Raw genomic sequence first — 25284 nt, forward strand, 5'->3', positions numbered from 1 at the left:
GACCCTTTTCTGGTCACCGGTTACTTGTTGTCGTGTTTGTCTTGATCAGCCTTGATGAGTTCCTTAGGCCGTTTGTCGTTTTTATGTTCGTCTTGGCGTTTGAGGAACTTGTCCCGTTGAGCGTCATGGGGATCCATCTGGGCGAACTTGCCAAACATGGCGTCTAAGTTATCTTGCCGTTTAACTTTAAGGGCCATAAAGCCACCTCCCTACCTTTTTCAGTTATCATAGCAGAACTTGAGGGATTTGTCATTTATCGCCGTCAGGTCGCGGGTGGATTGCTTGCACCAAACAGGTATTCGGCTTATACTTTATTAGCTAAATTATCAGAAATGGAGGGGGCGCACTTTGGCTTCGGAATATTTAGAGCATAAACTGGCATTGCTGCCGGGGCTTCCAGGTTGTTACCTGATGAAGAATGTTAACAGTCAGATTATCTATGTGGGTAAAGCGAAGAACCTGAAGAACCGGGTACGCTCTTACTTTAAGAGCAGTCATACGGGAAAAACGGCACAGTTGGTCAGTGAGATCGTGGATTTTGAGACGATTATCACGTCAACGGATAAGGAAGCCTTTCTCCTGGAAATCACCCTGATTCAAAAGCATCAACCGTACTTTAACATCAAGCTAAAGCAGGGGACGGGTTACCCGTACATCAAGATTACGCATGAACGGGATCCCCAGTTATTACTGGTCAACGACGTGCGAAAGGATGGCGGCTATTACTTCGGACCGTACCCGAACGTTTATGCGGCCGAGGAGACGATTCACTTCTTACAGAAGGTCTATCCGTTACGGCGGTGTACGGGTTTCCAGGGACGCCCCTGTCTCTACTATCATATGGGACAATGCTTAGGGGCCTGCTTTAAGGAAGTGCCGGAAGCGGCTTATCAGGAACAGATTCGTAAGATCAAGTCATTTTTGAACGGCAACACGGGCCACGCTGAGAAGCAGTTGCGGTCCCGAATGGAAGCCGCAGCGGCGGAGATGCAGTATGAGCGGGCCGCGGATCTACGGGATCAGATTCGGTACATCGAAGCGACCGTGGAGAAGCAAAAGATCATTTCGAACGACAACACGCCACGGGATATCTTCAACTTTTACCTGGATAAGGGCTGGTTGTCGATCCAGGTCTTCTTCATCCGCCAGGCGCGGCTTATGAAGCGAGAAAAGCGGCTTTTTCCAATTGTTAGTACGGCTGAAGAGGAATTGGCCAGCTTTATCGTACAATTCTATCACCGGAAGAACACGGTGTTGCCGCGTGAGATTTTAGTGCCCAAGAGTATCGATGGCGCGGTGATTGAAGAACTCTTGCACGTACCCGTTCGGACGCCCCAGCGGGGGACTAAGCGGGATTTACTTGAGATGGCGGGAAAGAATGCCCGGCTAGTCTTAGAAGAAAAGTTCCGGCTTCTGGAGTTGGATGAGCGAAAGACTACGGGTGCCATGAAAGAAATCACGGATGCCTTAGGAATTGCACCGGGGCATAAGATCGAGGCTTTCGACCACTCGCATATTCAAGGGGCCGATTTAGTCTCGGCCATGGTGGTCTTTGTGGACGGTCAACCGAATAAGAAGCTGTATCGTAAATATAAGTTACGGACGGTCGACCATGCTGACGAAACGGCCAGCACCCTAGAGGTCATTCGCCGGCGGTATACACGGCTCTTAAAGGAGCATGCGGCGCTACCCGACCTGATCCTAATGGACGGGGGCGACATTCAGATGAACGCCGTGAAAGAAGTCTTAGAGGACGAATTGGACCTGCATATTCCGGTGGCGGGGATGGTCAAGAATGACCACCATAAGACGGCGGATCTATTGTTCGGACCGGACGACCACCACGTCCGTTTGGATCCTAAGAGCCAGGGGTTCTATCTGGTTCAGCGCATCCAAGATGAAGTGCACCGGTTTGCCATCACTTTCCACCGACAAGTACACACTAAGCATTCGCTGAGCTCCCGCCTTGATTTGATTCCGGGCGTGGGACCGAAAACGCGTAATAAGCTGTTGCGGAAGTACGGGTCGACCAAGAAAATCAGCGAAGCAGAGATTGCTGACCTGCAGGATCTGGGCATCAGCAAGACGACGGCACAGACGATTCACGTGATCCTGCAAGCGGAGATGAACACGGAGGTCCGCAACCCGCGCACCCCGACTAATCTTTGACGCTAGCCACATTTGTCGGTATACTAACTTAGCGAAGACAACTGCAAGTCAGGGTCGCCTGGCTTAGAAAATGAGGAAATAATATGGCTTTTGTAGATCAAGTAAAAATTAATGTTAAAGCCGGAAACGGTGGCAACGGCATGGTGGCCTTTCGGCGGGAAAAATTCGTGCCGAACGGGGGCCCAGCCGGCGGTGACGGTGGTCGCGGCGGTAACGTCGTGTTTGTCGTCAACGAAGGGTTACGAACGCTGATGGACTTCCGTTACCAACGGAAGTTTAAAGCGAAAAACGGCGGTAACGGGGCCATCAAGCAGATGACGGGTCGTGGCGCCGATGATTTGATCGTGCAAGTTCCTCAGGGGACCACGATTATCAATAACGAAACGGGCGCTGTCGTTGGTGACTTAGTTGCACCCGACGACCAGCTGATCGTTGCCCACGGTGGCCGGGGTGGCCGGGGCAATATCCACTTTGCCTCCCCTAAGAATCCGGCACCGGAAATCGCTGAAAACGGAGAACCGGGTGAGGAACTCGAAGTCCGCTTGGAACTGAAGGTCTTGGCTGACGTCGGACTGGTCGGCTTCCCTTCCGTTGGGAAATCGACGCTGTTATCGACCGTTACCAGTGCTAAGCCCAAGATTGCGGAATACCACTTTACCACGCTAGTACCGAACCTGGGGATGGTGCGGTTAGATGACGGACAAGACTTCGTTATGGCGGATCTGCCAGGGCTGATCGAAGGTGCGGCTAAGGGCATTGGGTTAGGTTTCCAGTTCTTGCGGCACGTTGAACGGACCCGGGTCATTCTCCACGTGATCGATATGAGTGGGATTGAAGGTCGTGATCCATACGATGACTTTGAGAAGATCAACCGTGAGTTGCAGGCCTATGATCCGGATATCTTGAAGCGGCCACAGATCGTGGTGGCGAACAAGATGGATATGCCCGATGCGGAAGCGCACTTAGTCCAGTTTAAACAAGACTTGGCGGGGGACCAGCTACTGGCACAGACGCCGGAAGTCTTTGCGATTTCCACGTTGACCCACCAAGGCCTGACGCCCCTCCTGCAACGGACGGCAGAACTTTTGGCGCAGACGCCGAAGTTCCCAGTCAAGGAAGACGCCGAAACCTTAAAGACGGTCGAGTACGACTTCAAGCAGACACCGGACTTTACCATTACGCGCGATACCGATGGGACTTGGGTCTTGAGCGGCGAGAAGTTAGAGAAGCTGTTTAAGATGACGGACGTAACGCACGACGAAAGCCTGTTACGCTTTGCCCGGCAGATGCGGGGCATGGGCGTGGACAGCGCGCTGCGTGACAAGGGTGCCCAAAATGGGGACACCGTGAAGATCGGCGACTTCTCGTTTGAATACATGGCTTAGGCCAATCAAGCAAAAGAATCTAAAAAAGTGGTTTCTTTCATCGCAGGATGAAGGAAACCACTTTTTAATAGACTAGAGATGGATGGTCAACCAGCCAGAAGGCTTGACCAGTTGGTGTTGCTTCTGGTCGTAGCCCCCGGCAAACGCAATCTTGAGGGTGTCTAACTTAGGCGCCTTTCCCTGGCTTGCTAGGCCGGTCGCGAAAGTTGCGAGTTGACGGTGCGCCCCGATTGTTCGTCCGGCGCTAGCGTCGCTTAACTGGTTCGTTGCGCTGAGGCGGTGTCCGTTACTCAGGCGAATCTCACGGATACCGTCCGTGGTTACGGCCCGTTTACCGCGGTTCAAAATGGTGAACTTGACCTGAACCGTGTAGTAGGGACTCTTGATTGAAGGCAGGTTCAAGGCTTGCGCGGCCATCTTCTTGGCGTTGGCCGTCTCAGCGGTGTTCGCAATCGTCCGGACCAGCGTGATCCGGTAAGTCAGGGCCCCACTTTTAATGGTGTGCTTGCGGGTGTGGGCCTGGTCGAGGGTCAGCTTGGTCCCGACTCGGTCGTAGGTGTATTGTCCGGGTTGCTGTAAGTTGCCTGATTTGACGTAGCCCCGGGCCTTAGTCTGGGCGGCGTCGGGCTTAAATGATTGTGCAATTTTAGCGGACGACGAGGCGGAGAAAGCTGCGTCTGGTTTCGGGGCTTGATACTTTTTAGAGGATGTTTCCTGATTCTTGAAGCTGGTGCTACTCTTTTGCGCGGTGTTTTGGCAACCGGTTAGGCCTAAGGCAAGGACGCTTAGACCGGCAACCAAGATAGGATGAATGAGGCGCATGGTCGATGACTCCTTTCAGCCAAGTAAAATTTGATGCGTGATAAGCCGGTACCCATAAAGTCGTTGGGGTGGCGGCCCCGGGGTAAAAAGGCTGGCAGTGGGGGGCACTTGTTGTACGCGAGCGCGAAACTGGTCTAGGGTCAGTGGTCGGCCGGAGGTACTGAGACATTCTAAGCGGTCCTCAACCACCCGGAGGTCCGTGATGGGCCGGTTGCTGGAAGGGGTCTCCCAGAAAAGACGTAATTGGGGGTCGAGGTCTTGAGTTGAGCGGTGAAAGTCGATTAAACGCACACGACCACTTCCTTTGACACCAGATTCGCCGCATTGGCTAGGTTAATTATACCGAATTTTGACAGGGAACCCCAAGGAAAGTTGCTTCTGACCAGTATCGGGGTCAAAAGTTGCGATTTTGGCCAAAATCCCCTAAAATAGTGAACGGACTTTAATTCGATAGATAGGAACGAAAAAAATATGGAAATTGAATTTTTAGGAACGGGCGCGGGCTCACCGGGCAAGTTTCGCAACGTCACCAGTACGGCGCTTCGCTTATTAGATGAGCGGAATTCGGTCTGGCTGTTCGACGTTGGTGAAGCAACGCAGCACCAGATCTTACGGACGACGCTGAAGCCCCGCAAAATTGACAAGATTTTTATCACACACTTACACGGTGACCATATTTTTGGGTTGCCGGGCCTGCTTAGCAGTCGCTCATTTCAAGGGGGCGAGGCACCGCTAACGATATACGGGCCTAAGGGAATTCGGGACTTCGTTGAAGTGAGTTTACGGGTCTCCCAGACCAAGTTGTCTTACAAGATTCACTATCAAGAAATTGCGACGGACGGGCTAGTCTTTGAGGACGACAAGTTTAAAGTCTACGCGCACCATCTAGATCACCGGATTACCTGCTACGGGTACCGGGTGGTTGAAAAGGCCCATCCGGGTGAATTGATGGTTGAGAAACTCCGCGCGGCCCAGGTTCCTTCGGGGCCGGTCTACGGCCAGCTAAAGGCCGGACAAACGGTGACTTTGCCGGATGGTCGGACCTTGAATGGTCAAGACTTCTTGGGGCCTAGCCAACCCGGACGCATTGTTGCGATTTTAGGAGACACGCGGCAGACGCCGGGGGAAGAAAAGCTGGCAGCTAACGCAGATGTGTTAGTTCACGAGAGCACTTTTGCGAAGGGAGAGGGCAAGTTAGCCCGCGCCTATTACCATTCGACGAATATTCAAGCCGCTGAGTTGGCTAAGCGTGCACACGTGAAGTTATTATTGTTGAACCATATTTCGGCCCGCTACACGGGGAAGCTGGCGAACGAATTGCAGCATCAAGCCCGTGAAGTGTTCCATAATACGCGTGTCGTGAAGGATTTTGATGAGGTTACGGTCGCATTTCAGAAGACAACGGAGGCATCCCGGTCATGAAGAATCAATGGCGGATCATTTTAACGATTTTGTTGGTCATCATTGTCGCGATTTTTGCAATCTTAAATGTTGAATCGGTTCCCGTATCCTTCGGGTTCACGACGGTCCGCTGGCCGTTGATCCTGATCTTATTAGTTTCAATTCTGATTGGGGCGGTCTTAATGATTCTCTTCTCCACGATTACCAGTGTGCGGCATAACCGCGCGTATAAGGATTTGGAAAAGGAATTGGCCACGCTGAATCAGGAGAATGACCAGCTCAAGAAGCGCCTGCAGAATTCTCATGGCAAACAAGTCGTGGGGCAGCAGGAGAAACAGATCCAAGACCTGGAGACCCAGGTCAAGGCGTTGAAGCAACAACTAGCAGCGAAATAGATGAACGCTGAAGAGTGATGCCGTGAGACATCACTCTTCTATGTTTTAGAAAGGGTGAGCAGTTGATGATTGCGGCACAGTACCGGTGGCAGAACAAGCACGTTGACCAACCAACGACGGAGGCACAGGCGTTGGCCCAAGCAGCGTCAGTTTCGCCAATTATTGCGCAGATTCTAACCAACCGGGGGATGACCACGCCCGAGGCCGTTCAGGCGTTCCTAACGCCGGGGCCCGAGCAGTTGCACGACGCGAACCAGTTGCATGATATGCAAAAGGGCACGGACCGTATCGAACAAGCCATCAGTGAGGAACAACAGATCACGATTTACGGCGACTACGATGCGGACGGGGTGACCAGCACGGCCATCATGTACGAAACGTTGACTACGTTGGGCGCTAAGGTCAACTATTATATTCCCAACCGGTTTACGGACGGTTATGGTCCTAACGTCGCCGCCTTTGAAAAGTTGATTGCTGCGGGGACGCAACTCCTGGTGACGGTCGATAACGGGGTGTCAGGGAATGCGGCGATTGCTGCGGCGAACGCTAAGGGCGTGGACGTGGTCGTGACTGACCACCACGAATTACCGCAAGACTTGCCGGACGCCTACGCGATTATTCACCCTCGGTACCCCGGAGCGGAGTATCCCTTTGGTGGGCTTTCCGGGGCGGGCGTAGCCTTTAAGGTGGCCCAAGCGTTGCGCGAAGAGATTCCCCAAGATTTACTGGATTTAGCCGCGATTGGCACGGTTGCTGATTTAGTGCCGTTGGTGGATGAGAACCGTGTCTTGGTCTACTTTGGTCTCAAGTTGTTGCAGCAAGACGAACGCCCCGGGTTGCGGGCGTTGATCAAAGCAGCTGGAATTCATCCGGAAGAGTTGACGGAACAATCGATTGGGTTCGGGTTGGCGCCCCGCCTCAACGCCTTAGGTCGCTTGGGGGATGCGGGTCCTGCCGTGGACTTATTGACCACGTTAGACGACGACTTAGCGACCCAACTGGCGCAGAAGACGGAACAGGAGAATCGTCGCCGCCAAGACCTCGTGGCTCAGATCAGCGAGGCAGCGTTAGCTCAGGCGACCGACGCCGACCACCGAGACCGACAGACACTCATTATTAGTGGACATGACTGGCACGAGGGGGTCCTGGGAATCGTGGCGAGTCGGATTGTGGAGCAGACCGGCAAGCCCACCCTGGTTTTGAACGTGAATGCAGATGGCCACGCTAAGGGTTCCGGCCGGAGTGTCGAAGCCTTTAACCTGTTTCAGGCGTTAGACGGTCACCGAGACCTGATGACGGCGTTCGGGGGTCATCACATGGCCGTGGGCTTAACCGCACCAGCCGACCAATTAGGGGCCTTAGCGGACGCCTTAGATCAGGAGGCCGAGGCCCAGCATCTAGCCGACCAAGGCCCCAGTGAGTTGCCAGTGGCGGCCACGTTAGCCGTGGGCGATGCGACCATGGACTTGTACCATGAATTAGCCCAGTTAGCGCCGTTTGGGACTGACAACGCCCAACCCCTGTTTGCTTTTGAACCGGAGAGCGTAACCCAGGTCAAGGCGATCGGTAAGACCGGGGATCACTTGAAGTTCCAGTTACAGGCTGGGAAGGCGCGGTTGAATGCCATCCAGTTCGGTGCCGGGAAGACCGCCACGGCGTTGCAAATGGCCAGCCAGGTCGCTGTTCTGGGAACATTAGAGGATAACGTCTGGCAAGGGCGGCATTCCCTTCAGTTAATGGTCAAAGACTTACGAACTACGGAACCGGCAGTGGTTGTTGAACGAACGAACCGACTACACCAGGCCATGTTTACGGCTGATGGTACGTACCTTTTCTTCCACCAGAACATCTATCAGCAACTGGCGCATTACTTGCCTGCGGGTGCTACGGCCGTCTTATTTGATGGTCAGAGCTTGTCGCCAGTGGCCCCTGAGACCACCGTGTTCTTGGTGGATTGTCCGGATCTGACCAGTGACTTGACCACGGCCGTGAGTCAGTTACAGCCGGCCCATATTACGGCCTATTTATACGAAAAAGAAAGTCTTTCGCGTTTGGGGCTGCCAACTCGACCACAATATGCTAAACTATTTAAGTTCGTTGCGACACATCAACACGTTGACGTGGGTCACCAATTGACGCAACTCAGCACGTTTCTTCAGATTCCGCGCACCCAGCTGATCTTTATGATTCAAGTCTTCTTTGAGTGTGGGTTTGTGACCATCGACCATGGTATCATGGATGGGGTGGCCCAACCCGGTCATAAAGATCTCACGGCGGCGCCGAGTTACCAACTCCGCCAGCAGCAGATTCAGACCGAAGCGGACTTGTTGGCTTGCCCCTCAGCGGAATTGACTCAGCGTCTGCAGGGACTCATGGATCGAAAATAAAGGAGCTAATTAAAAGTTATGGCAATCGATTTTACCAAATATATCGCAAGTGTTCCCGATTATCCCGAAAAGGGCGTTATCTTCCGGGACATTTCCCCGTTGATGGCGGATGGCGAAGCCTTTCACGCGGCTACCGACCAGATCGTCAAATACGCGAAGGATAAGGGCGTTGAAATGATCGTGGGTCCCGAAGCGCGGGGGTTCATTGTGGGCTGCCCCGTGGCTTACGAATTAGGCGTCGGCTTTGCCCCTGCCCGTAAGGAAGGTAAGTTACCGCGAGCAACGGTCAAAGCCAGCTATGACCTGGAATACGGGACGTCGTCGTTATACCTGCACAAGGATGCCATCAAGCCTGGTCAACGGGTCTTGGTTACTGATGACTTATTGGCCACTGGGGGAACCATTGGCGCGACCATCAAGTTGGTTGAAGACTTGGGTGGTGTCGTGGTCGGAACGGCCTTCTTGATTGAATTAGAGGCCTTACACGGTCGGGACCAATTAAAGGGTTACGACGTGTTCAGCCTGATGACTTACTAGATTATGAAAGACGGCAGCTGGGTGTGATGCCCCGCTGCCGTTTTTTCGTGGCTTTAGACCACTTGAGAGGGACCATCGTTTGGCCGGTAATCAAACTGTGGTATGCTCACAGTAAGTGATTTTTATGAGGGGATGATTTTATGGGAGAGATGGCCTTTCACATTCCGGCGGTCTGGTATTGGGTCTGGGTGATTCCGGTGAGCTTAGGCGGCATCTTCGCATGGCGTTACCAGCGGAATAAGACACGTCTCAGTAATGGCTTGTGGTTTTCGGCAGCGTTCTATACGTTCTTGGCTGCCTTGGCCATGACGATTTTAGGCACCAATAACGGTCCCTTGATTGCCATCAGTCTCATTGCCTTTGTGGTGATTTTAATGGCGATTGGGGTGACCTTTGCCTTACAAGCGTTTCTGTTGCTGTGGAACGCTTGGATTGTTTGGCACCGTGAACAGCATACCGTTGCCAATATGCTGACGTTGGGGTTGGGCATTTTCTTCTTAATCTTGCCCTGGCTGGATCGCCTGGCTGGGCGGGTGTTACCGCGGTCCTTAGACGCTTTCTTGGTCGCGGTTGTGAACCTGTCGCTGTTGTACGTTGCCTTTTGGTTCTACAATTATTTGACCATGCTGGTCATTTACCAGTTCAACCGGCCACGCTTAAATCAGGATTACATCGTGGTGCTAGGGGCGGGACTGTTAAATGGGAACCAGGTCTCGCCACTTTTGAAACAGCGAATTGACCGGGGGTTACGGTTCTACCGGCGACAGTTGACGAAGACCGGACACCCAGTCAAGATGATCTTTTCTGGTGGTCAAGGGAGCGACGAGACGGTTGCGGAAGGCCAAGCCATGCGCGATTACGCAATCAGCCAGGGATTACCGGCGGATGATGCCATCGCAGAGACCCGGTCGCGGACGACCCTGGAGAATATGCAGTTCAGTCGGGCACTGATGACCACGACTGCTAGACCGCCGCGCGTCATTTTCGTTTCTAATAACTACCACATCTATCGGGCGGGGATGATTGCTCAACAAGCCGGACTCCGTGCGGACGGCATCGGGTCGCGAACGGCGCGTTTCTTTCTACCCAACGCCGTGCTACGGGAGTATATTGCCGTCTTTGTCCGGAACAAGCGCTGGCACCTGGTGGCCTTTGGGGGGATTTTGGTCATGAGTGGCTTATTGGCGTGGCTTTAGAGCCGAAGCCTAGGACGTGAACAACATTTTTGAAAAATATTTTTATTTTCAACCGTCTTCTTATATAATTATTTATAGTAAGAATAGAGGAGATGGGTTTACTAATGAAGTTGAGAAAAATTTGGGGACTGGTGATCGTGGCGTTAAGTGCAATCTGCTGGCTAACGGTTACGAACCGTCCCGTCGATGCGGCGGCCAGCGTACCGGCCACGTATTACAGTCAACGAGACCTGAAGAAGTTGAAGTTCAAGGCCACGAGCTTTCCAAAGAAGTACCGGGGCGTCTGGTACCGGAAGTCTTGGAACGGAAAAGTGGTCAAATTACATATTTACAAGCATAAGATTGTAGATCCCGTTAAGTTCTTTAGCCACCAGGCACAACCGGCCCAGGTGCGTTCCCGGGCGGTCAAGGTCAGCATCAAGAAGGCTCACAAAACAATCAAGGGGTATCGGACGGCGTTCTATACCAAGGGCGCGGGTATTCAGTATTTGGGCCTATCCAAAAAGCGCTTATTGATCAGCTTGGACGTCACGGGAACGGCTAAGCACGCGTTAGCCACCCACGTGGATACCGAGAACTTTGCGTACCGGACGGCCAAACAGGCCCGGACGCACGCGGTATATTAAAGTTAAAACCCACTCGAACTCAGACAACGGATAAGGTTGTTGGGTCGGGTGGGTTTTGTGGTTGAAAGAAGAATTAAATGTTTATTCAGCGTATAATATTAATTAGAAATAATATGTTTGTCATCAAACTGTTGTGTTGACCCGTTATACTGTAGGCAACTTAACGTCAAGAAAGGAAGCTTACCGATGAGCCCACTCCTAATTAGCTACCAAGCCAGTGACCCGTTAGCCCAGTCCTTCAAGCTTCATATCCAAGGCTTAACGGAAGATAACTGGGACTTTCCGGCCATTGCGTTCAGTCCGGTCCCCGTAAAAATTGCCTTTAAGGGTCGTTCCGCTAGCCGCTGGCGGCGACAACAGCGCCGTAAGATTAGACAATCACGTCAAGTCTTGATCGTCATCAGTCAAAACACCTGGCAGTCCGAATGGGTCGACTGGGAAGTTGCGACTGCGGCCGCTGAAGATAAACAACTCCTAGCCGCTAAATTAGATGCCCCTTTCATGGCCCCACTGGCCTTAGTTGAGGCACAACCGCAGTGGATTGACCCCTTTGATCCACAAGCTTTATCATTACGTCATATTTAACGCAATTCTGACTTGCATTTATAGTCATTATTGGTAAAATAGATAAGGTAGTCACATGGAGAGTTGGCAGAGTGGTAATGCACCGGACTCGAAATCCGGCGAACCGGCTAATACCGGCGCGCAGGTTCAAATCCTGTACTCTCCTTAATTACGAACGCCGTCAAGTTAATCCTTGACGGCGTTTTTTTACAATATTACGGTTTTTACGGGTCGTGATGATTAAAAAACGTTCAGACCGTGACCTGACGTTTTTCAAAATTCCTTAACTTTTACGAATTTCTAAGACCCGATCACGTCGACCGGATAAGCGAAACTTAACGGTCGGGGCTTGGGCTTGTAACTGGGTGAGAAGCTCGGTTTCTTGGTGTTCCGTTAAGCCTTCCAGGTCGTAGATCAACGAATGGGGCGTGGGAAGGGCGGTAACTTTAGCTAAAATAATGGCAATGAGTGGTTCCATGGGGGTCACCTCTTTTAAGCGTATTATCTCACAAGTTTACGGTGTGGCGATGATTTTTAGAATAATTCGTGAGAAGAATTTTGTGTAACTGTAAAAGTAACAAGTAGGCCTTGAATTTGGAAGTTAACCCTTGACCCAGAACAAGTGAAGGCTTTTTAACTGGATATTTCGCAAATCAAGGACCATTGCTTCACAAGTTGGTACCGGTGCCATTGCTGATTCATGGGGACTGAGCGAAAGACAAAAAAATTGCATCGACTCGGAGAACGGACAGTAATTATGGTAAACTAACAAAGGCATTTAAGGGAAAAATAAAGTTAAGTTCAAGGATGGTGTTTGATGTGAGCGGGTTTATCGGTGAATTTTTTGGGACGATGATTTTGATGGTCTTGGGGGCCGGAACCGGGGCTAGTTTTAACCTGAAAAAAACTTATGCGACGGGGTCAAACTGGACCTTTGTCAGTATCGCCTGGGGGCTGGCTGTAACCATGGGAGTGTACGTTGCGGGGGCGTTAGGTTCGGACGGACACTTGAATCCAGCCGTGACGATTGGGTTTGCGGCGTTTGGCTTCTTCCCCTGGGACCAGGTCGTACCATATCTGTTGGGGCAATTCTTGGGGGCGTTCGTGGGAGCGGCTTTGGTGGTTGTTCAATTCTATCCCCACTTCAAAGCGACCTCGGCCAAGAATGGAAATAGTGTCGGCATCTTTGCGACTCGGCCGGCCATTGCCAGTCCCGTCTTCAACTTCCTTTCCGAAACCATTGCGACTTGGGCCTTCGTCTTCATTCTTCTGAACCTGGGAGACTTTACGCAAGGTTTAAAGCCGTTTATTGTCGGAACGTTGATTACGGTCGTGGGGATGGGCCTTGGGACCACGACCGGATTTGCCCTGAACCCAGCGCGGGATTGGGGACCACGGTTGGCGTACACAATCTTACCGATTCCGAATCGAGGAAGTGCGGAATGGTCTTACGCTTGGGTGCCGATGTGCGGTCCCATCGTTGGAGGTGTCCTGGCTGCAGGATTACAGGTACTGATTAAGTAGATTAAAAAACGCGTTGGCCCGTGGGTCAACGCGTTTTACATTATTGCTGGTTGTAGGCCAGAACTTCGGCAGTAAAGCCGGGCGCGGCTTCCTGAGCGGTAAGACGGAGGGTCGTGACGCTGCCATTAGCCGGATAGTTGTTTTCGGGGTGAAATTGGGGACCGAAGCGCAGGGTTAGGGTGCGGATAAAGGTCCCGTGGCTAACCACTAGGAGATGGTCTCCAGTGGCGTTGTCGGTGAGTAGCTGGGATAGGGATTGGTCGATGCGGTGATAAAAGGTTGCCCCGTCTTCGGCAAAGTGATGGGGATCCGCACGGTGCATAGCGTCGCGGGCCGTGGTAAACGAGTGTTGCCGGATGATGTCCGCTTGGTCGGTGCATCCCAGCGGTCGGGCGATGGCGCCCCAGACCTGGTCGTTATCGGACCCTTCATAGGACCCAAAGTAAACTTCCCGGAATAACGGAGACGTTGTAGGGGCTTCATGATGACCCTGGTTCGCACTAATGATATGCTGAGCAGTGTCAATGGCCCGCTTCAAGTCTGAAGAGTAGTAGCGGTCGTAGTGGACCGCTTGCAAGCGCTGCCCAGTCGCGTCGGCCATGGCGATGCCGGCCTCAGTTAAGGGCGAGTCCGCCCATCCTTGAAGCTTGTTTAAGATGTTGAAGAGGGTCTGGCCGTGTCGAACAAAGTCAATGGTGAGTGTTTTCATTTTGTGGCCTCCTGGTAGATTTGATGCTTTCAGTATACGCGCTAAAAATTAATTTTTGAACGCTGAAACGGGGAATAACCGCGTTAAATCAACAGTTAGACGGTTCAGTTTCAGGGGACAGACAAATTATGTAACTTTTTTTCGTGTTTTTTCTTGAAATCTGTAAATATTTTTCATATAATAGGCTCTGTTAGATAGAGAGTACATTTAACCATAGAAGGGAATTTGACAACAATGAAAATTGGATTAGTTGGATTAGGTAAGATGGGGTTAAACTTAGCCCAAAACATGATGGACCACGGCAGTGAAGTTGTGGGCTTTGACTTGAACAAGGACTTTGTTGACCAAGCTGCAGGTTTCGGTGCCGAAGCTGCAACCTCACTTGACGATCTGCTAAGCAAGTTACCATCACCTAAGGTCGTTTGGTTGATGCTGCCTGCTGGTAAGCCAACGGAATCAACGATTGCAACGTTGACGGACGTTTTAGCTAAGGGCGATTACATCGTCGATGGTGGTAACTCCTTCTGGAAGAACTCCGTTGAAGATGCTGAAAAGGCCGAAGCTAAGGGTATCAACTTCTTCGACTGTGGGACTTCAGGTGGCCAATCCGGTGCCCGGCATGATGGGAACTTCATGATCGGTGGGACTAGCCAAGAAGCCTTCGATGCTGCTTTGAAGCCTGTCTTTGAAGGTATTGCCGAAAAAGATGGTTACCTGTACACGGGTGCCGCTGGTTCCGGTCACTACTTGAAGATGGTCCACAACGGTGTTGAATACGGGATGATGGAAGCCATCGGTGAAGGTTTCGACGTCTTGGCCCACAGCCAATTCAACTACGATAACGAAGCCGTTGCTAAGCTCTGGAACCACGGTTCTGTTGTTCGTTCATGGCTGATGGAACTTTGTGAAGAAGCCTTCGCAAAGGACGCCAACTTGGACGAAATCAAGGGGACGATGCACAGCTCTGGTGAAGGTAAGTGGACTTTAGAAGAAGCCCTGAACCAACAAGTTGCTACGCCAGTTATCGGTCTTTCCCTGATGATGCGTTACCGTTCAATGGAAACTGATACCTTTACGGGTAAGGTTGTTTCCGCAATGCGTCATGGCTTCGGTGGTCACGCCGTTGACAAGGCTTAATCAAGTTAAATATTAAAGCAGGCTTTAGGGCCTGACAATTAAGGCGCGTTCGTTGGTTTCCAACGGACGCGCCTTTTAACTACCGGCTAAGTGAGATCGGTGAATCGGTTGTATCAAAAAACGGGCCGTTTCGGGGATACGCCTCGAAACGGCCCTTTTTAAACCAGAAAAGGATTAATCAGTGGTGCGGTGGTGTTGCTTGTAATAGTAAACGGGAATCCCCGCGGCGACAATCACCAGGGATAAGACGACCCCTGTGAAGTCAGAGCCAATCTCACTGATAATCACGAAGAGGGCTCCCAGAATCGCAATCAATGGTGTGATGGGGAAGCCGGGAGTGGAGAAAGGCCGAACGGTGGTCGGGTGCCGGTGACGTAAGAGGAAGACGCCGACAAAGGTGGCCACGTAGAAGCAGTAGACCGTGAAGATGCAGAGGTCCGATAACCGGTCGGGGTTAAAGAACAGAATCATGATGCTGGCGTACGCAATGATGGCCGTTGTTGCAATCATGGGTTCGTGCGACTTCCGGTTGAGGTAGCTCAGATACTTAGAGAACGGAAGCTGTTGCCGGTCGGCCATGGCGTAGACGATACGCGGGAACGTCATGATCTTCCCGTTCAGACACCCCACCATTGAGACGATGATCCCGATGTTTAAGAGGCGTCCGCCAATGGTCCCGAAGGCGGATTGGGCAAAGTAGACCGTGGTTTGTTGCCCTAGCGTGTGAATTTTTTCTGCGGGAACAAAGTGCAGAATCCCGTAACTCACCAGAGTATAGGCGATGAGCACCAGAGAGATACCCAGAATAATGGCTTGCGGTAGGAGCTTTTGGGGGTTCTTGATTTCGCCTCCAAGGTTCGCCACTAAGATCCACCCGTCGTAGGCGAAGAGAGTGGCCAGGACGGCTACACCGAAGTTTCCGGTCGAGTGGTGGACTGTCTGTAAGGTTTGGCCAAAGGCATCCTGATCACCGTAGAAGAGGCCGAAGATGACGATGGCAATAATGGGGAGTAACTTTCCCAACGTTGTCACAATCTGAAAGGCGGCGCCCCAGCGGTTTTCGACCATGTTCAGCAGGCCGATCAGGATGATCACGAAGATGGCCAGGGGAGCTTGCCAAACGGCGTCTAAGTGGAAGAAGCCCACCAAGAGGATGCCCAAGTACGCGGCGATGGAGGCAATAATTGCGGGACCGTAAACGGCGATTTGCATCCAACCAGAGAGAAAGCCCCAGAAGTTCCCGTAAATTTCCTCCATATAAACGTAGAGTCCCCCGGTATGGGGCATTTGCGCCCCAACTTCGGCGATGGTCAACCCGGCGGTCAGGGTGATGACCCCACCCAGGAACCAGGCCAATAAGGCGCCCCCCGTGGACCCCGCACTATCTAAGACCGATGATTGTTTGAAAAAGATTCCGGAACCAATCACGGTTCCAACGACGAGTGCTAATGCAGACCAGAACCCTAGGGACCGGTTGAGCGTCGTGGACGATTCCTGCATGGAACAGGACCTCACTTTCTGTGATGCTTGATTTTAATTTTGAATGTTTCTAGTCTAGCAAATATCCTAATTAGGCGCAATATAAAACCGCATGTGGGGGGCTAACTAGCATTAAAAACCGAATTAATTTATGGAAGCAAACTGAAAAAGTTCGAATGATGAACCAAAAATACCGATTCTCGGGATAAACGAAAACCCTCGTCACCGGTTTAGCAACGAGGGGTTAGGGGATTCACGATGGATTAAAGGGGCTTGGCCATGAGGTAGTCGGTCTGTTGACTACTGCCCAGGGTAAAGGTATGTTGGCCAATTCGGTGAAAGCCAATCCGAGCATAAAAGCCCCGGGCGTTATCGTTATGTTCCCAAACGCCTAGCCACATCTGGTCCTTGTGGGCGTTAGTTGCCAAGGCCTCGGCCAGTTCAATCAAGATCCGTCCGTAACCGCGCTTCTGGTAGGCCGGCCGAACGTAGATGCGTTCGACTTCAAAATCATTAGCCCCCATGGCCTCGCTTTGAGCGTCACCCGTGTTGACCTTTAGGTAGCCACAGACTTCGCTTCCGACTTGTAAGAAGTAGAAGTGTGAGTCAGGATTGATCATCTCACGGTGGAGTTTATCAGTGGCGTAGGCGGTATCGAGGTACTTCGCGAGGTCTTGTGTGGTGTTGGCCGCGCCAAAAGTGGCCGCAAACGTTTCCCGACTAATGGCTTGCAGGGTTGGTAGATCAGTGAGGTTGCAGGGATGTAGACTAGGGATGTTTTGATTCATGATTTCAGACTCCTTTAGAATAGTTTTATTGGCTTAATAGTCACGGTGACCACCGTGTTTGACACGTTCCCAATCGGCCGTTACGTTGGTTCGGGCCTGGTGCAAGAGGGTCGTTAACTGTGCGACCTGGTCGGGGGTCATGCCGGCTAGGGCGACTCGATTAGAGTAGGCTTCTTCTGCGGTGATACGTTGGTAGATGAGACGGGCTTTTTCCGTAGGGTAGAGGCGCCGAATCTTTTTATTGGTTTCGTCGGGACGCTTTTCGATGAGCGCGTGGTCGGCTAAGCGCTGGACGGCTCGAATGACCGTGGTTCGGTCGACCATGACGAGTTTACTCAGCTGTTCTTGGATGATACCAGGATGCTCACAGATTCGTACCAAGTAGAGGTACTGCCCCTTGGTTAGAGCGTATTGTTTGAATTCGACGTTACTGATTGAGTCCAACGCCCGCGCAATCATCCCGATTTCACGTAAAACTTCCGTCATGCAACTCCTCCTTTGATATGACGTGGTTCTTAGCTTAGCACAAAATTAGTGCAATTACAGCAAAAGATAAAAAATTTCAAAAAAACACGCCGACCATCATTGGCTGGCGTGTGACATGATGTTATTCAGGATCTCCCATGACCATCCAAAGAATCAAGTAAGCCAGGATTCCTGGTAGGGGGGTCAGGGCTAAAATAATGAAGATGATCCGGCAGAGGGTGACGTTCCAGTCAAAATAGCGGCTTAGCCCGCCGACTACACCAGCGATGACCCGGTCATCAGCGGAACGGTGGATTCGTTTCATCGTGATTGCCTCCTTTAGCGATTAGGATTGAAAGTCAATGCGGTTGAAGAATTCAACGTGAATGTCGTCATCGGTAATGGTCAGCTTGGTGATGCTACCGTTGATCGTGGCCACCCCTTCATCCAGTGCGGGTGCGTACCGGTCCACGATTGAACGAATGGTCATCCCGTGGGAGACCACCAGCACTTGGTCGCCATCTTTAGAATTAGCCCGCAATTTATCAAAACCACGGTCTAGCCGGGACCAGAACATGTCGTTGCTTTCGGCTTCGCCGTAGAGGTCGGCCTGGTGAATCAGATCACGGGCCTTTTCGAGTCCGTAAGTCCCTAGAACGGCGGATTCAGAGGTCAGTTTGACTTGCGCTCCGACGAACTGCCACATCTGGTTGAGGTCGTTGCCTTCGAAGTAACCGTGGCACTGTTCCCGAAATTCAGGATATTGGTAGGTCACAATGTTCATGTTTTCGGGATTTTGACGGAGAGCGATGTGGGCCGTTTCGATAGCACGACCGGAGTCACTACTATAGGCGGCGGTGAATGGAATGTTCTTCAGCTGTTCGCCAGCGCGTTTGGCGTCGGCCCGGCCCTTTTCAGTTAGGGGGGAATCAATCCACCCCTGGACTTTATTATAGTGGTTCAGCATGGTTTGACCATGGCGGACAAAGTATGCAGTAATTGTTTTCATGACGATACTCCTTTAACAAACGACTTGGTTACGCTTTAAGTATAGCAATCTCTTTTCCGGAACGCGAAAGTTTTAGCTGGATTTACTGAATTTTTTGTAAGCGTTCTCCGATTCGTTAGGAGGAGAATCATGGTATGGTATCAGTAGATTAAGGGGATGACGAAGATGGATGAAACAAGTTATCGATATACGGGCGACCGCCCTGTGGACTTGACTCAGTGGGCGACTCAGACCACAGTTCGGATTGACCGGGCCGAACGGGATGCGGACTTAGCGACGCTTCAGGACCTGCAACGCCGGTTGTATGCCCAGAAGCAGATGGGCGTGATCATTGTACTGCAGGGGATGGATACGGCTGGTAAAGATGGTCTGATTCGGCACGTCTTTAGCGGCTTCAACGCAGCGGGGACCAGCGTGGTCAGCTTCAAGCAACCGACGAGTGTGGACTTGCAACATGACTTTCTCTGGCGGGTGAACCAAGCCCTTCCCGCTCGCGGCGAGATCCGAATCTTTAATCGGTCACAGTACGAAGACGTATTGATCAGCCGAGTGCACCCGGAGATCCTGGTCGGGCAGCATCTTCCGGGAATTCAGACGGTGGGGGATGTGACCGACAAGTTCTTTAACCGGCGTTATCATGACCTACGCCATTACGAGACTTACTTGGCCCATCAAGGGTTCATGATGTACAAGTTCTTTCTCCATATTTCCCAAGCTGAGCAGACGCATCGCTTGGAACGACGGTTGGCACGACCCGAAAAGAACTGGAAGTTTTCCACGAGTGATCTGAAGGAGCGGCAGTACTGGGATGATTATCAGACCGCTTATGCTCAGATGTTAGCCCATACGGCGACTCCTAAGCATCCGTGGTACATTATTCCGGCAGATGATAAGTCTACCGCTCGGCGAATTGTGTCGGCGATTCTGGCGCAACAATTGGGCGGTTTAGACCCGCAATACCCACAGGTGTCGGCGGCGGAACAAGCAAAATTCAAGACACTGTTACACCAGCTGCGTAAGGGGCGCATTTAATAAAGGTTGTATCCTTCAAAAAGCGGACTGTTCAGGATATTTAGCTTATCTTTTACTTAAATTTGTAGTCTACAATTAAAGAATCTTGCGGAAATTGTGGGTAAAATGGTAGGGTTAAACGTAATGAGTAATTTAGTGAGGAGCGGATTGAATGACGGAGACAGTCGGAATTGACCGGATGGGGTTCTATACACCGGACATGTACTTGGAAATGACGGATCTGGCGTTGGCCCGTGGTGAAGACCCTGCCAAGTACCACGTGGGAATCGGTCAGGATAAGCAGGCGGTCATTCCGCCGACGCAAGACGTGGTGACCATGGCGGCGAACGCGGCGGCCCAGATTCTAACCCCGGCCGACAAAGCGGCCGTTAAGATGGTCCTGTTCGGAACGGAATCGGGCATTGATAACTCAAAGGCCACCGCGGTGTACTTAGCCCACTTGTTAGATCTACCCGCAGATACCCGAGCAGTGGAGATCAAGCAGGCGTGTTACGGGGCAACGGCGGGCTTACAATTAGCTGCCGACTATGTCCGGGCGCGACCGACTGCTAAGGTCCTCGTCATCGGTGCGGACATCGCTCGGTACGGGTTGCATACCGCCGGTGAAGTGACCCAGGGTGGTGGCGCCGTTGCGATGCTGGTGACTGCCCAGCCGCGCATGCTGGCCTTAGAACCCGTGAGTGCCTACCACACAGCTGACGTCATGGACTTCTGGCGGCCTTTAGGACGAACGGAGGCGTTGGTGGACGGGCGTTACTCGACTAACGTTTACTTAGACTTCTTTAAGACGGTCTGGACGGCTTATCAGGCACAGACCCAGCGAACCATTGCGGATTTTGCAGCTTTGACCTTCCACATCCCGTTTACCAAGATGGGGTTAAAGGCGTTGCGGCAGGTCTTGCCTGAGGCCACGCCAGACCAGCAAGTGCGCCTCCAGGCTGCGTTTGAGGCCAGCCAACTGGATAATCGGAATGTGGGGAACTTGTATACGGGCTCGCTGTACTTGAGCATATTGTCGTTACTGCGGCATGGCCACCTTCAGGCGGGAGACCGGATTGGGTGCTATAGCTACGGCTCGGGAGCCGAGGGGGAGTTCTATAGTGCCATCGTTCAGCCAACGTTCCGCCAGGGCTTCGACGATGAGCGCTTGACGGCGCTACTGGCGAACCGGCACGCAGTTTCCGTGGCGGAGTACGAGGCCCTTTTTACGCAACGCCTGGATCTATCAGGACGGGATGTTCAGTTGCCTATTGGGGAAGTATCTGCCCAGTATTATCTGGCTGGTCGGCATCAGCAGCAACGACTGTATCGGCAACGGGCCGTTGACTAATCAAAAATGATTGAAAATTTACGTTAAGATTGCGTCATGGCCTAAATTCACGAATATTAAATGAAAAGTTATCGCCAAATGTTAATTCTTTCGCTATAATGGGATTATCCAAACGGAACCACATAAGATTAGAGAAATGAGGAAATTAGCGTGACCAACATTTATTTAGCAGGACCATTCTTTGATGACGAACAAATCGAACGGATCGGGCGAGCTGAGGCCGCTTTAGCCGCTAACCCCCAAGTGGGACGGGTATTTAGTCCCCGGAAGAACGAAATTCGAGATTTAACTCTGGGAACGCCTAAGTGGTCGGATGCCACGTTTAAGATGGATGTTCGGGAAATTGATCAGGCTGATGTCGTGGTCGCCTTAATCGATTACGTCGATGATCAAGTGGATTCGGGAACCGCTTTTGAGATTGGCTACGCTTATCACAGCCAAAAGCCGCTGGTGATCCTGCACGAAAAGGACACCAAGGTGAACTTGATGTTATCCGAAAGCTTGACCGCATACTTACAGTCAACGGATGCGCTTAAAACCTATGATTTTGCGACGCTGCCGACGAGTCGGTATGACGGGCCGGTCTTCTAACAACGGGGAGATTGGCCTGAAAAGAGAATTTTTAACGTCAAATTTTAGTAGAAGATTTAGAACGAAAACGGTCATGACCGCTCAAAAATTGAGCAAGGGATGGCCGTTTTTATTTGCTTAAATTACGGTATAGTGTGAATAATGCACAAGTAGAATGCAACCGTTTGAAGTCCTGACAAAACGGCTATCATCGGTATGTACCAATGCTTCTAGTCGAAATTAAATAACAAAAAATCAAAAAAATTGGCTGTAGGGGGTGACACTTTGTTCATAAATGCACTATAATGTACTTGTAGTTGTAAGCGGTTACATTCACAAAGCGTGTAACCAACCTTAATGGATCAAGTGCGAGGAGGCAATATGATGAGTAATCGAGATACTGCAAATGTTTTGTGGTTTGATGAATTGCACCGTGAAGACGTGAACCTAGTTGGTGGGAAGTCATCTTCCTTAGGGGAAATGACGTCGTCAATGAAAGTTCCCGTTCCTTATGGTTTTGCCACGACTGCCCGGGCCTACCGGTACTTTATGCAAGAGACCGGTGTCAACGATCAAGTCAACGCATTGCTTGAGGGAATCAAGGATTACGAAGACTCAGATGAATTACATACCACCTGTGAGAAGATTCGGAACTTAATCGTTTCGGCCAAGATGCCAGATGATTTAGCTCAGAACATCAAGCAGGCCTACGCCGACTTGGCTAAGAAGATGGATCAAAAGGATCCATTTGTGGCTATTCGGTCATCTGCGACGGCGGAAGATTTACCAAACGCATCGTTTGCTGGGCAACAAGAGTCTTATCTGAACATCAAGGGCGCCGCAGACGTGGTGAACCGGGTTCAGGAATGCTACTCCTCGCTCTTTACTGATCGGGCAACTTACTACCGGCACAAGCAACACTTCCCACACGAGAAAGTTGCACTGTCTGCTGCCGTTCAAATGATGGTCTTCTCCAAGGCATCGGGGATCATGTTCTCCGTTAACGTTGCTAACGGGGACGACTCCAAGATCGTGATCGACACGATTCGGGGCCTGGGCGAGTACATCGTGTTAGGGAAAGTGACGCCTAACCACTTCGTTATCGACAAAGACTCCATGAAGATCGTTGAACGCAGCGTGGTTAAGCAGACCATTCAACTGGCCCGGGAAGCAACTGGTGGGACCAAAGAAATTGCCGTCCCTGAAGCTGAACAGGACCAGCAAGTGCTGACGGACGACCAAGTGATTGAACTGGCCGGCTACGTTAAGGCGATTGAAAAGCACTACGGGTGCTACATGGATATGGAATTTGCTTTGGACACGAACACCAACCGGTTATGGATCGTTCAAGCGCGTCCAGAAACCGTTTGGTCTCAAAGAAATAAGGATAAGCAAGGACACTCAACTGCAGGAGATGATAGTGTGGTTCAGGAAGCTGATGCAAAGATTGCTGTTCGCGGATTATCTGCGAGTCCTGGTGTCGCCAGTGGTGTGGTTCACGTCATTGACAACCCTGAAGACATTGACCAATTCAAGAAGGGTGAAGTCTTAGTCACGTTAATGACGTCACCTGACTGGGTACCGGCAATGAAGAAGGCGGCGGCCATTGTGACCAACAATGGTGGGATGACCTGCCATGCGGCCATTGTTTCTCGTGAAATGCAGATTCCATGTATCGTGGGGACCAAGAGTAAGGGAACTGCCGCAACGGATACCTTCAAGACGGGCGACGTGGTTACGGTCGACGCAACCAACGGTATCGTCTACGAAGGCAAGGTTGCCAGCCTGCTGAAGAAGAACGAACCAGCCCAAGCCGCAGGGGGCCAAGTGGTGGCTGCCGAGACCTTTGCGCCAACGGCTACCCGGGTCATGATGAACTTAGGTGACCCCGACTTGGCTGAAAAGTATTCAACATTACCTGCTGATGGGATTGGGTTGATGCGTGAAGAGTTCTTATGGACCACCTTTATTCACGAACACCCACTATATTTGATCGAACAAGGCCACCCAGAAAAGGTCGTCAACATGTTGGCTGACGGGATCTCCAAGGTTGCTCGGGCGATGGCACCACGGCCGATGGTTCTGCGGTTATCCGACTTTAAGTCCAGTGAATACCGGAACTTAAAGGGTGGTGAGAAGTATGAACCACACGAACCAGCAGACTTATTAGGCTGGCGGGGTGCCTCCCGGTACTATGATCCGAAGTACGTGGAAGCCTTCAAGCTAGAATTGGCAGCGGTCAAGAAGGTACGGAACGAGTTCGGCCTGAAGAACTTGAATGTGATGATTCCATTCGTACGGACCGTGGATGAAGCCCGGAAAGTCACGGACATTATGGCGCATGAAGGCTTGGTTCGGAATGCCGACTTCAAGGTCTACATGATGGCGGAAATTCCATCCAACATTATCTTGGCAGACAAGTTCAACGAGTTTGTTGATGGGTACTCCATCGGTTCAAACGACTTGGCCATGTTGATCTTAGGCTGTGACCGGAATAACGATACGGTGGCACGGCTCTTCGATGAACGGAACTTAGCCGTTAAGCGGGCAATCAAGCACTTGATTAAGACTGCCCACAAGGATGGTAAGACGGTCTCGATTTGTGGCCAGGCGCCATCTGAATACCCTGAATTCACGAACTTCTTGATTCAATGTGGAATTGACTATGTTTCTGTTAACCCTGATATGGTCAAGCAGACCAAGCGGAACGTGGCCCACTTCGAACAACGGATCTTACTGGACAAGGCGACTGGCCGAGGACTCCAAGATCCAACAGACTATGACTGGGAATAAGCCCAAGCGTTGGCTGAGGTCAGCATAGCGAGTTAAGGGTAAGCTAAAGGACCACCTAGATGAGCAAATGAGCGCATCTAGGTGGTCCTTTTGTGTCACCAAAACGAACGGCAGATTGAACGGAATGTTGCCGTTCAATCTGCCGTTTTTGACTAGCATGACGATAAAGTGGTTAGTGCACGTCGTCCCGGAACAGGCCAACGACCTTTCCTAGGATGGTAACTTGATTCAAGATGATGGGCGCCATGGTATCATTTTCGGGTTGTAACCGGAAATGGTCGGCTTCCTTAAAGAATCGCTTGCAGGTGGCCTCGTTTTCTTCGGTCATCGCAATGACGATGTCGCCGTTATCGGCGGACCGTTGCCGACGCACGATAACTTGGTCGCCGTTTAGGATGCCGATATTGATCATGCTCTCGCCACGAATCGTGAGCATGAAGAGCTGATCATCGCTGTTTTCAAATTCAGGTGGCACGGGGAAGTAATCCGTGGCTTCTTGAACGGCCAAGATGGGTTCCCCGGCAGTCACCGTTCCTAGAACGGGAATCTGCGTCTGTTGTTCGTGAACACCGAGTTCTTCCAAACCGGCAGGGGTGACTTCCAAAGCCCGGGGCTTCGTGGGGTCCTTGGTCAGCAAGCCCTTCTTTTCTAGACGGGCGATGTGACCGTGAACCGTGGAAGTTGACGACAAGGAAACCGCCTCGCCGATTTCTCGAACGGTTGGGGGATACCCTTTTTCGTTGACCCGTTCCCAAATGAAGCGCAGAACGGCAATTTGTTTACTTTCAGAAGCTTTGCTCATCGTATTGCCACCTCGTTCGTCATTATTCGTCTTAATCGACTTAGTTTAGCCCAATTTTAGCATAGCTGGCGAACGTTTTCAAACAGACGTTCGGCCTAATAAGTTGAATTCTGAAATTAACCCTGATATTATAGGTTGTGTTTTAAAACTTACAATTTCATCCA

25 protein-coding genes and 1 tRNA gene are annotated in these 25284 nt (G+C 51.4%); 16 read left to right on the forward strand and 10 right to left on the reverse strand.

Translation table 11 applies throughout. The features are described from left to right. Positions 1-20: 20 nt before the first annotated feature. Positions 21-197: an SPJ_0845 family protein gene (locus tag FD30_RS11655; RefSeq protein WP_170206895.1), complete on the reverse strand. Its 177-nt coding sequence runs from the start codon at positions 195-197 to the stop codon at positions 21-23. Between the two features lie 151 nt (positions 198-348). Here FD30_RS11655 and uvrC point away from each other — a divergent pair, with 151 nt between their 5' ends. Together uvrC and obgE are read left to right on the forward strand one after the other, a co-directional pair. Next, positions 349-2169, forward strand: a complete 1821-nt coding sequence (uvrC, locus tag FD30_RS00975; RefSeq protein WP_056943532.1) for an excinuclease ABC subunit UvrC — start codon at positions 349-351, stop codon at positions 2167-2169. Positions 2170-2252: 83 nt separating this feature from the next. Further along, positions 2253-3554, forward strand: a complete 1302-nt coding sequence (gene obgE / locus FD30_RS00980) for a GTPase ObgE (protein ID WP_056943533.1) — start codon at positions 2253-2255, stop codon at positions 3552-3554. Positions 3555-3626: 72 nt separating this feature from the next. Here obgE and FD30_RS00985 read toward each other — a convergent pair whose 3' ends face one another. Beyond that, positions 3627-4376: a hypothetical protein gene (locus FD30_RS00985; protein ID WP_056943534.1), complete on the reverse strand. Its 750-nt coding sequence runs from the start codon at positions 4374-4376 to the stop codon at positions 3627-3629. A 471-nt stretch (positions 4377-4847) separates the two neighbouring features. Here FD30_RS00985 and rnz point away from each other — a divergent pair, with 471 nt between their 5' ends. The 8 genes from rnz to FD30_RS01025 all read left to right on the forward strand — a co-directional run bounded on the left by rnz (position 4848) and on the right by FD30_RS01025 (position 11648). Next, complete coding sequence (gene rnz / locus FD30_RS00990) at positions 4848-5798, forward strand: ribonuclease Z (RefSeq protein WP_024746127.1); 951 nt, start codon at positions 4848-4850, stop codon at positions 5796-5798. Then, positions 5795-6172 carry a LapA family protein gene (locus FD30_RS00995; RefSeq protein WP_024746128.1) on the forward strand — a complete coding sequence of 126 codons (378 nt, stop codon included), beginning with the start codon at positions 5795-5797 and terminating at the stop codon, positions 6170-6172. The genes rnz and FD30_RS00995 overlap by 4 nt, the downstream gene beginning before the upstream one ends. Before the next feature lie 65 nt (positions 6173-6237). After that, the gene (gene recJ, locus FD30_RS01000) at positions 6238-8559 is read left to right on the forward strand and encodes a single-stranded-DNA-specific exonuclease RecJ (RefSeq protein ID WP_056943535.1); all 2322 of its coding nucleotides are present in this window, start codon (positions 6238-6240) and stop codon (positions 8557-8559) included. A gap of 18 nt (positions 8560-8577) precedes the next feature. After that, on the forward strand, positions 8578-9096 hold the full coding sequence (locus tag FD30_RS01005; RefSeq protein ID WP_024746130.1) for an adenine phosphoribosyltransferase: 519 nt from the start codon (positions 8578-8580) through the stop codon (positions 9094-9096). 140 nt (positions 9097-9236) lie between these two features. Then, positions 9237-10292 carry a YdcF family protein gene (locus FD30_RS01010; protein WP_056943536.1) on the forward strand — a complete coding sequence of 352 codons (1056 nt, stop codon included), beginning with the start codon at positions 9237-9239 and terminating at the stop codon, positions 10290-10292. Positions 10293-10396: 104 nt separating this feature from the next. Next, complete coding sequence (locus tag FD30_RS01015; RefSeq protein WP_056943537.1) at positions 10397-10918, forward strand: hypothetical protein; 522 nt, start codon at positions 10397-10399, stop codon at positions 10916-10918. 186 nt (positions 10919-11104) lie between these two features. Then, complete coding sequence (locus tag FD30_RS01020; protein WP_056943538.1) at positions 11105-11503, forward strand: TIR domain-containing protein; 399 nt, start codon at positions 11105-11107, stop codon at positions 11501-11503. 57 nt (positions 11504-11560) lie between these two features. Continuing rightward, positions 11561-11648, forward strand: a tRNA-Ser gene (locus FD30_RS01025). Positions 11649-11765: 117 nt separating this feature from the next. On the opposite strand, the gene FD30_RS01030 is transcribed toward FD30_RS01025, so the two are convergent. Further along, complete coding sequence (locus FD30_RS01030) at positions 11766-11960, reverse strand: hypothetical protein (RefSeq protein WP_024746134.1); 195 nt, start codon at positions 11958-11960, stop codon at positions 11766-11768. Between the two features lie 341 nt (positions 11961-12301). Between FD30_RS01030 and FD30_RS01035 the strand changes: the two genes are divergently transcribed. Next, positions 12302-13006, forward strand: a complete 705-nt coding sequence (locus tag FD30_RS01035) for an MIP/aquaporin family protein (protein ID WP_056943539.1) — start codon at positions 12302-12304, stop codon at positions 13004-13006. 40 nt (positions 13007-13046) lie between these two features. Here FD30_RS01035 and FD30_RS01040 read toward each other — a convergent pair whose 3' ends face one another. After that, positions 13047-13715 (reverse strand): histidine phosphatase family protein, encoded by a 669-nt coding sequence (locus FD30_RS01040; protein WP_056943540.1) that lies wholly within the window; start codon positions 13713-13715, stop codon positions 13047-13049. Between the two features lie 234 nt (positions 13716-13949). On the opposite strand from FD30_RS01040, the gene gnd reads away from it, so the two are divergent. Beyond that, on the forward strand, positions 13950-14852 hold the full coding sequence (gene gnd, locus FD30_RS01045) for a phosphogluconate dehydrogenase (NAD(+)-dependent, decarboxylating) (protein WP_056943541.1): 903 nt from the start codon (positions 13950-13952) through the stop codon (positions 14850-14852). A gap of 174 nt (positions 14853-15026) precedes the next feature. On the opposite strand, the gene FD30_RS01050 is transcribed toward gnd, so the two are convergent. The 5 genes from FD30_RS01050 to FD30_RS01070 form a co-directional block, all read right to left on the reverse strand. After that, positions 15027-16352: an APC family permease gene (locus FD30_RS01050; RefSeq protein WP_056943542.1), complete on the reverse strand. Its 1326-nt coding sequence runs from the start codon at positions 16350-16352 to the stop codon at positions 15027-15029. A 242-nt stretch (positions 16353-16594) separates the two neighbouring features. Then, entirely contained in the window at positions 16595-17119 is a 525-nt protein-coding gene (locus tag FD30_RS01055) for a GNAT family N-acetyltransferase (protein WP_056943543.1), read from the reverse strand. Between the two features lie 33 nt (positions 17120-17152). Then, a complete protein-coding gene (locus FD30_RS01060; RefSeq protein WP_056943544.1) occupies positions 17153-17605 on the reverse strand; it encodes a MarR family winged helix-turn-helix transcriptional regulator in 453 nt (150 codons plus the stop codon). Positions 17606-17726: 121 nt separating this feature from the next. After that, positions 17727-17909, reverse strand: coding sequence for a PspC domain-containing protein (locus FD30_RS01065; RefSeq protein WP_056943545.1), 183 nt, complete (start codon positions 17907-17909; stop codon positions 17727-17729). A gap of 21 nt (positions 17910-17930) precedes the next feature. Beyond that, complete coding sequence (locus FD30_RS01070; RefSeq protein WP_024746142.1) at positions 17931-18593, reverse strand: histidine phosphatase family protein; 663 nt, start codon at positions 18591-18593, stop codon at positions 17931-17933. 165 nt (positions 18594-18758) lie between these two features. Between FD30_RS01070 and FD30_RS01075 the strand changes: the two genes are divergently transcribed. From FD30_RS01075 to ppsA, 4 genes are all read left to right on the forward strand, one after another. Then, positions 18759-19625 (forward strand): PPK2 family polyphosphate kinase, encoded by an 867-nt coding sequence (locus FD30_RS01075; RefSeq protein ID WP_056943579.1) that lies wholly within the window; start codon positions 18759-18761, stop codon positions 19623-19625. A 151-nt stretch (positions 19626-19776) separates the two neighbouring features. Further along, positions 19777-20955: a hydroxymethylglutaryl-CoA synthase gene (locus tag FD30_RS01080; RefSeq protein WP_056943546.1), complete on the forward strand. Its 1179-nt coding sequence runs from the start codon at positions 19777-19779 to the stop codon at positions 20953-20955. 150 nt (positions 20956-21105) lie between these two features. Beyond that, the gene (locus FD30_RS01085) at positions 21106-21546 is read left to right on the forward strand and encodes a nucleoside 2-deoxyribosyltransferase (protein ID WP_024746145.1); all 441 of its coding nucleotides are present in this window, start codon (positions 21106-21108) and stop codon (positions 21544-21546) included. A gap of 363 nt (positions 21547-21909) precedes the next feature. After that, positions 21910-24318 carry a phosphoenolpyruvate synthase gene (gene ppsA / locus FD30_RS01090; RefSeq protein WP_056943547.1) on the forward strand — a complete coding sequence of 803 codons (2409 nt, stop codon included), beginning with the start codon at positions 21910-21912 and terminating at the stop codon, positions 24316-24318. A gap of 172 nt (positions 24319-24490) precedes the next feature. Here the strand turns inward: ppsA and lexA are convergent, their stop codons facing one another. After that, positions 24491-25120, reverse strand: a complete 630-nt coding sequence (gene lexA, locus FD30_RS01095; RefSeq protein WP_024746147.1) for a transcriptional repressor LexA — start codon at positions 25118-25120, stop codon at positions 24491-24493. Positions 25121-25284: the final 164 nt, after the last annotated feature.

The sequence above is a fragment of the Levilactobacillus namurensis DSM 19117 genome (genome assembly GCF_001434785.1).
Lineage (GTDB): Bacteria > Bacillota > Bacilli > Lactobacillales > Lactobacillaceae > Levilactobacillus > Levilactobacillus namurensis.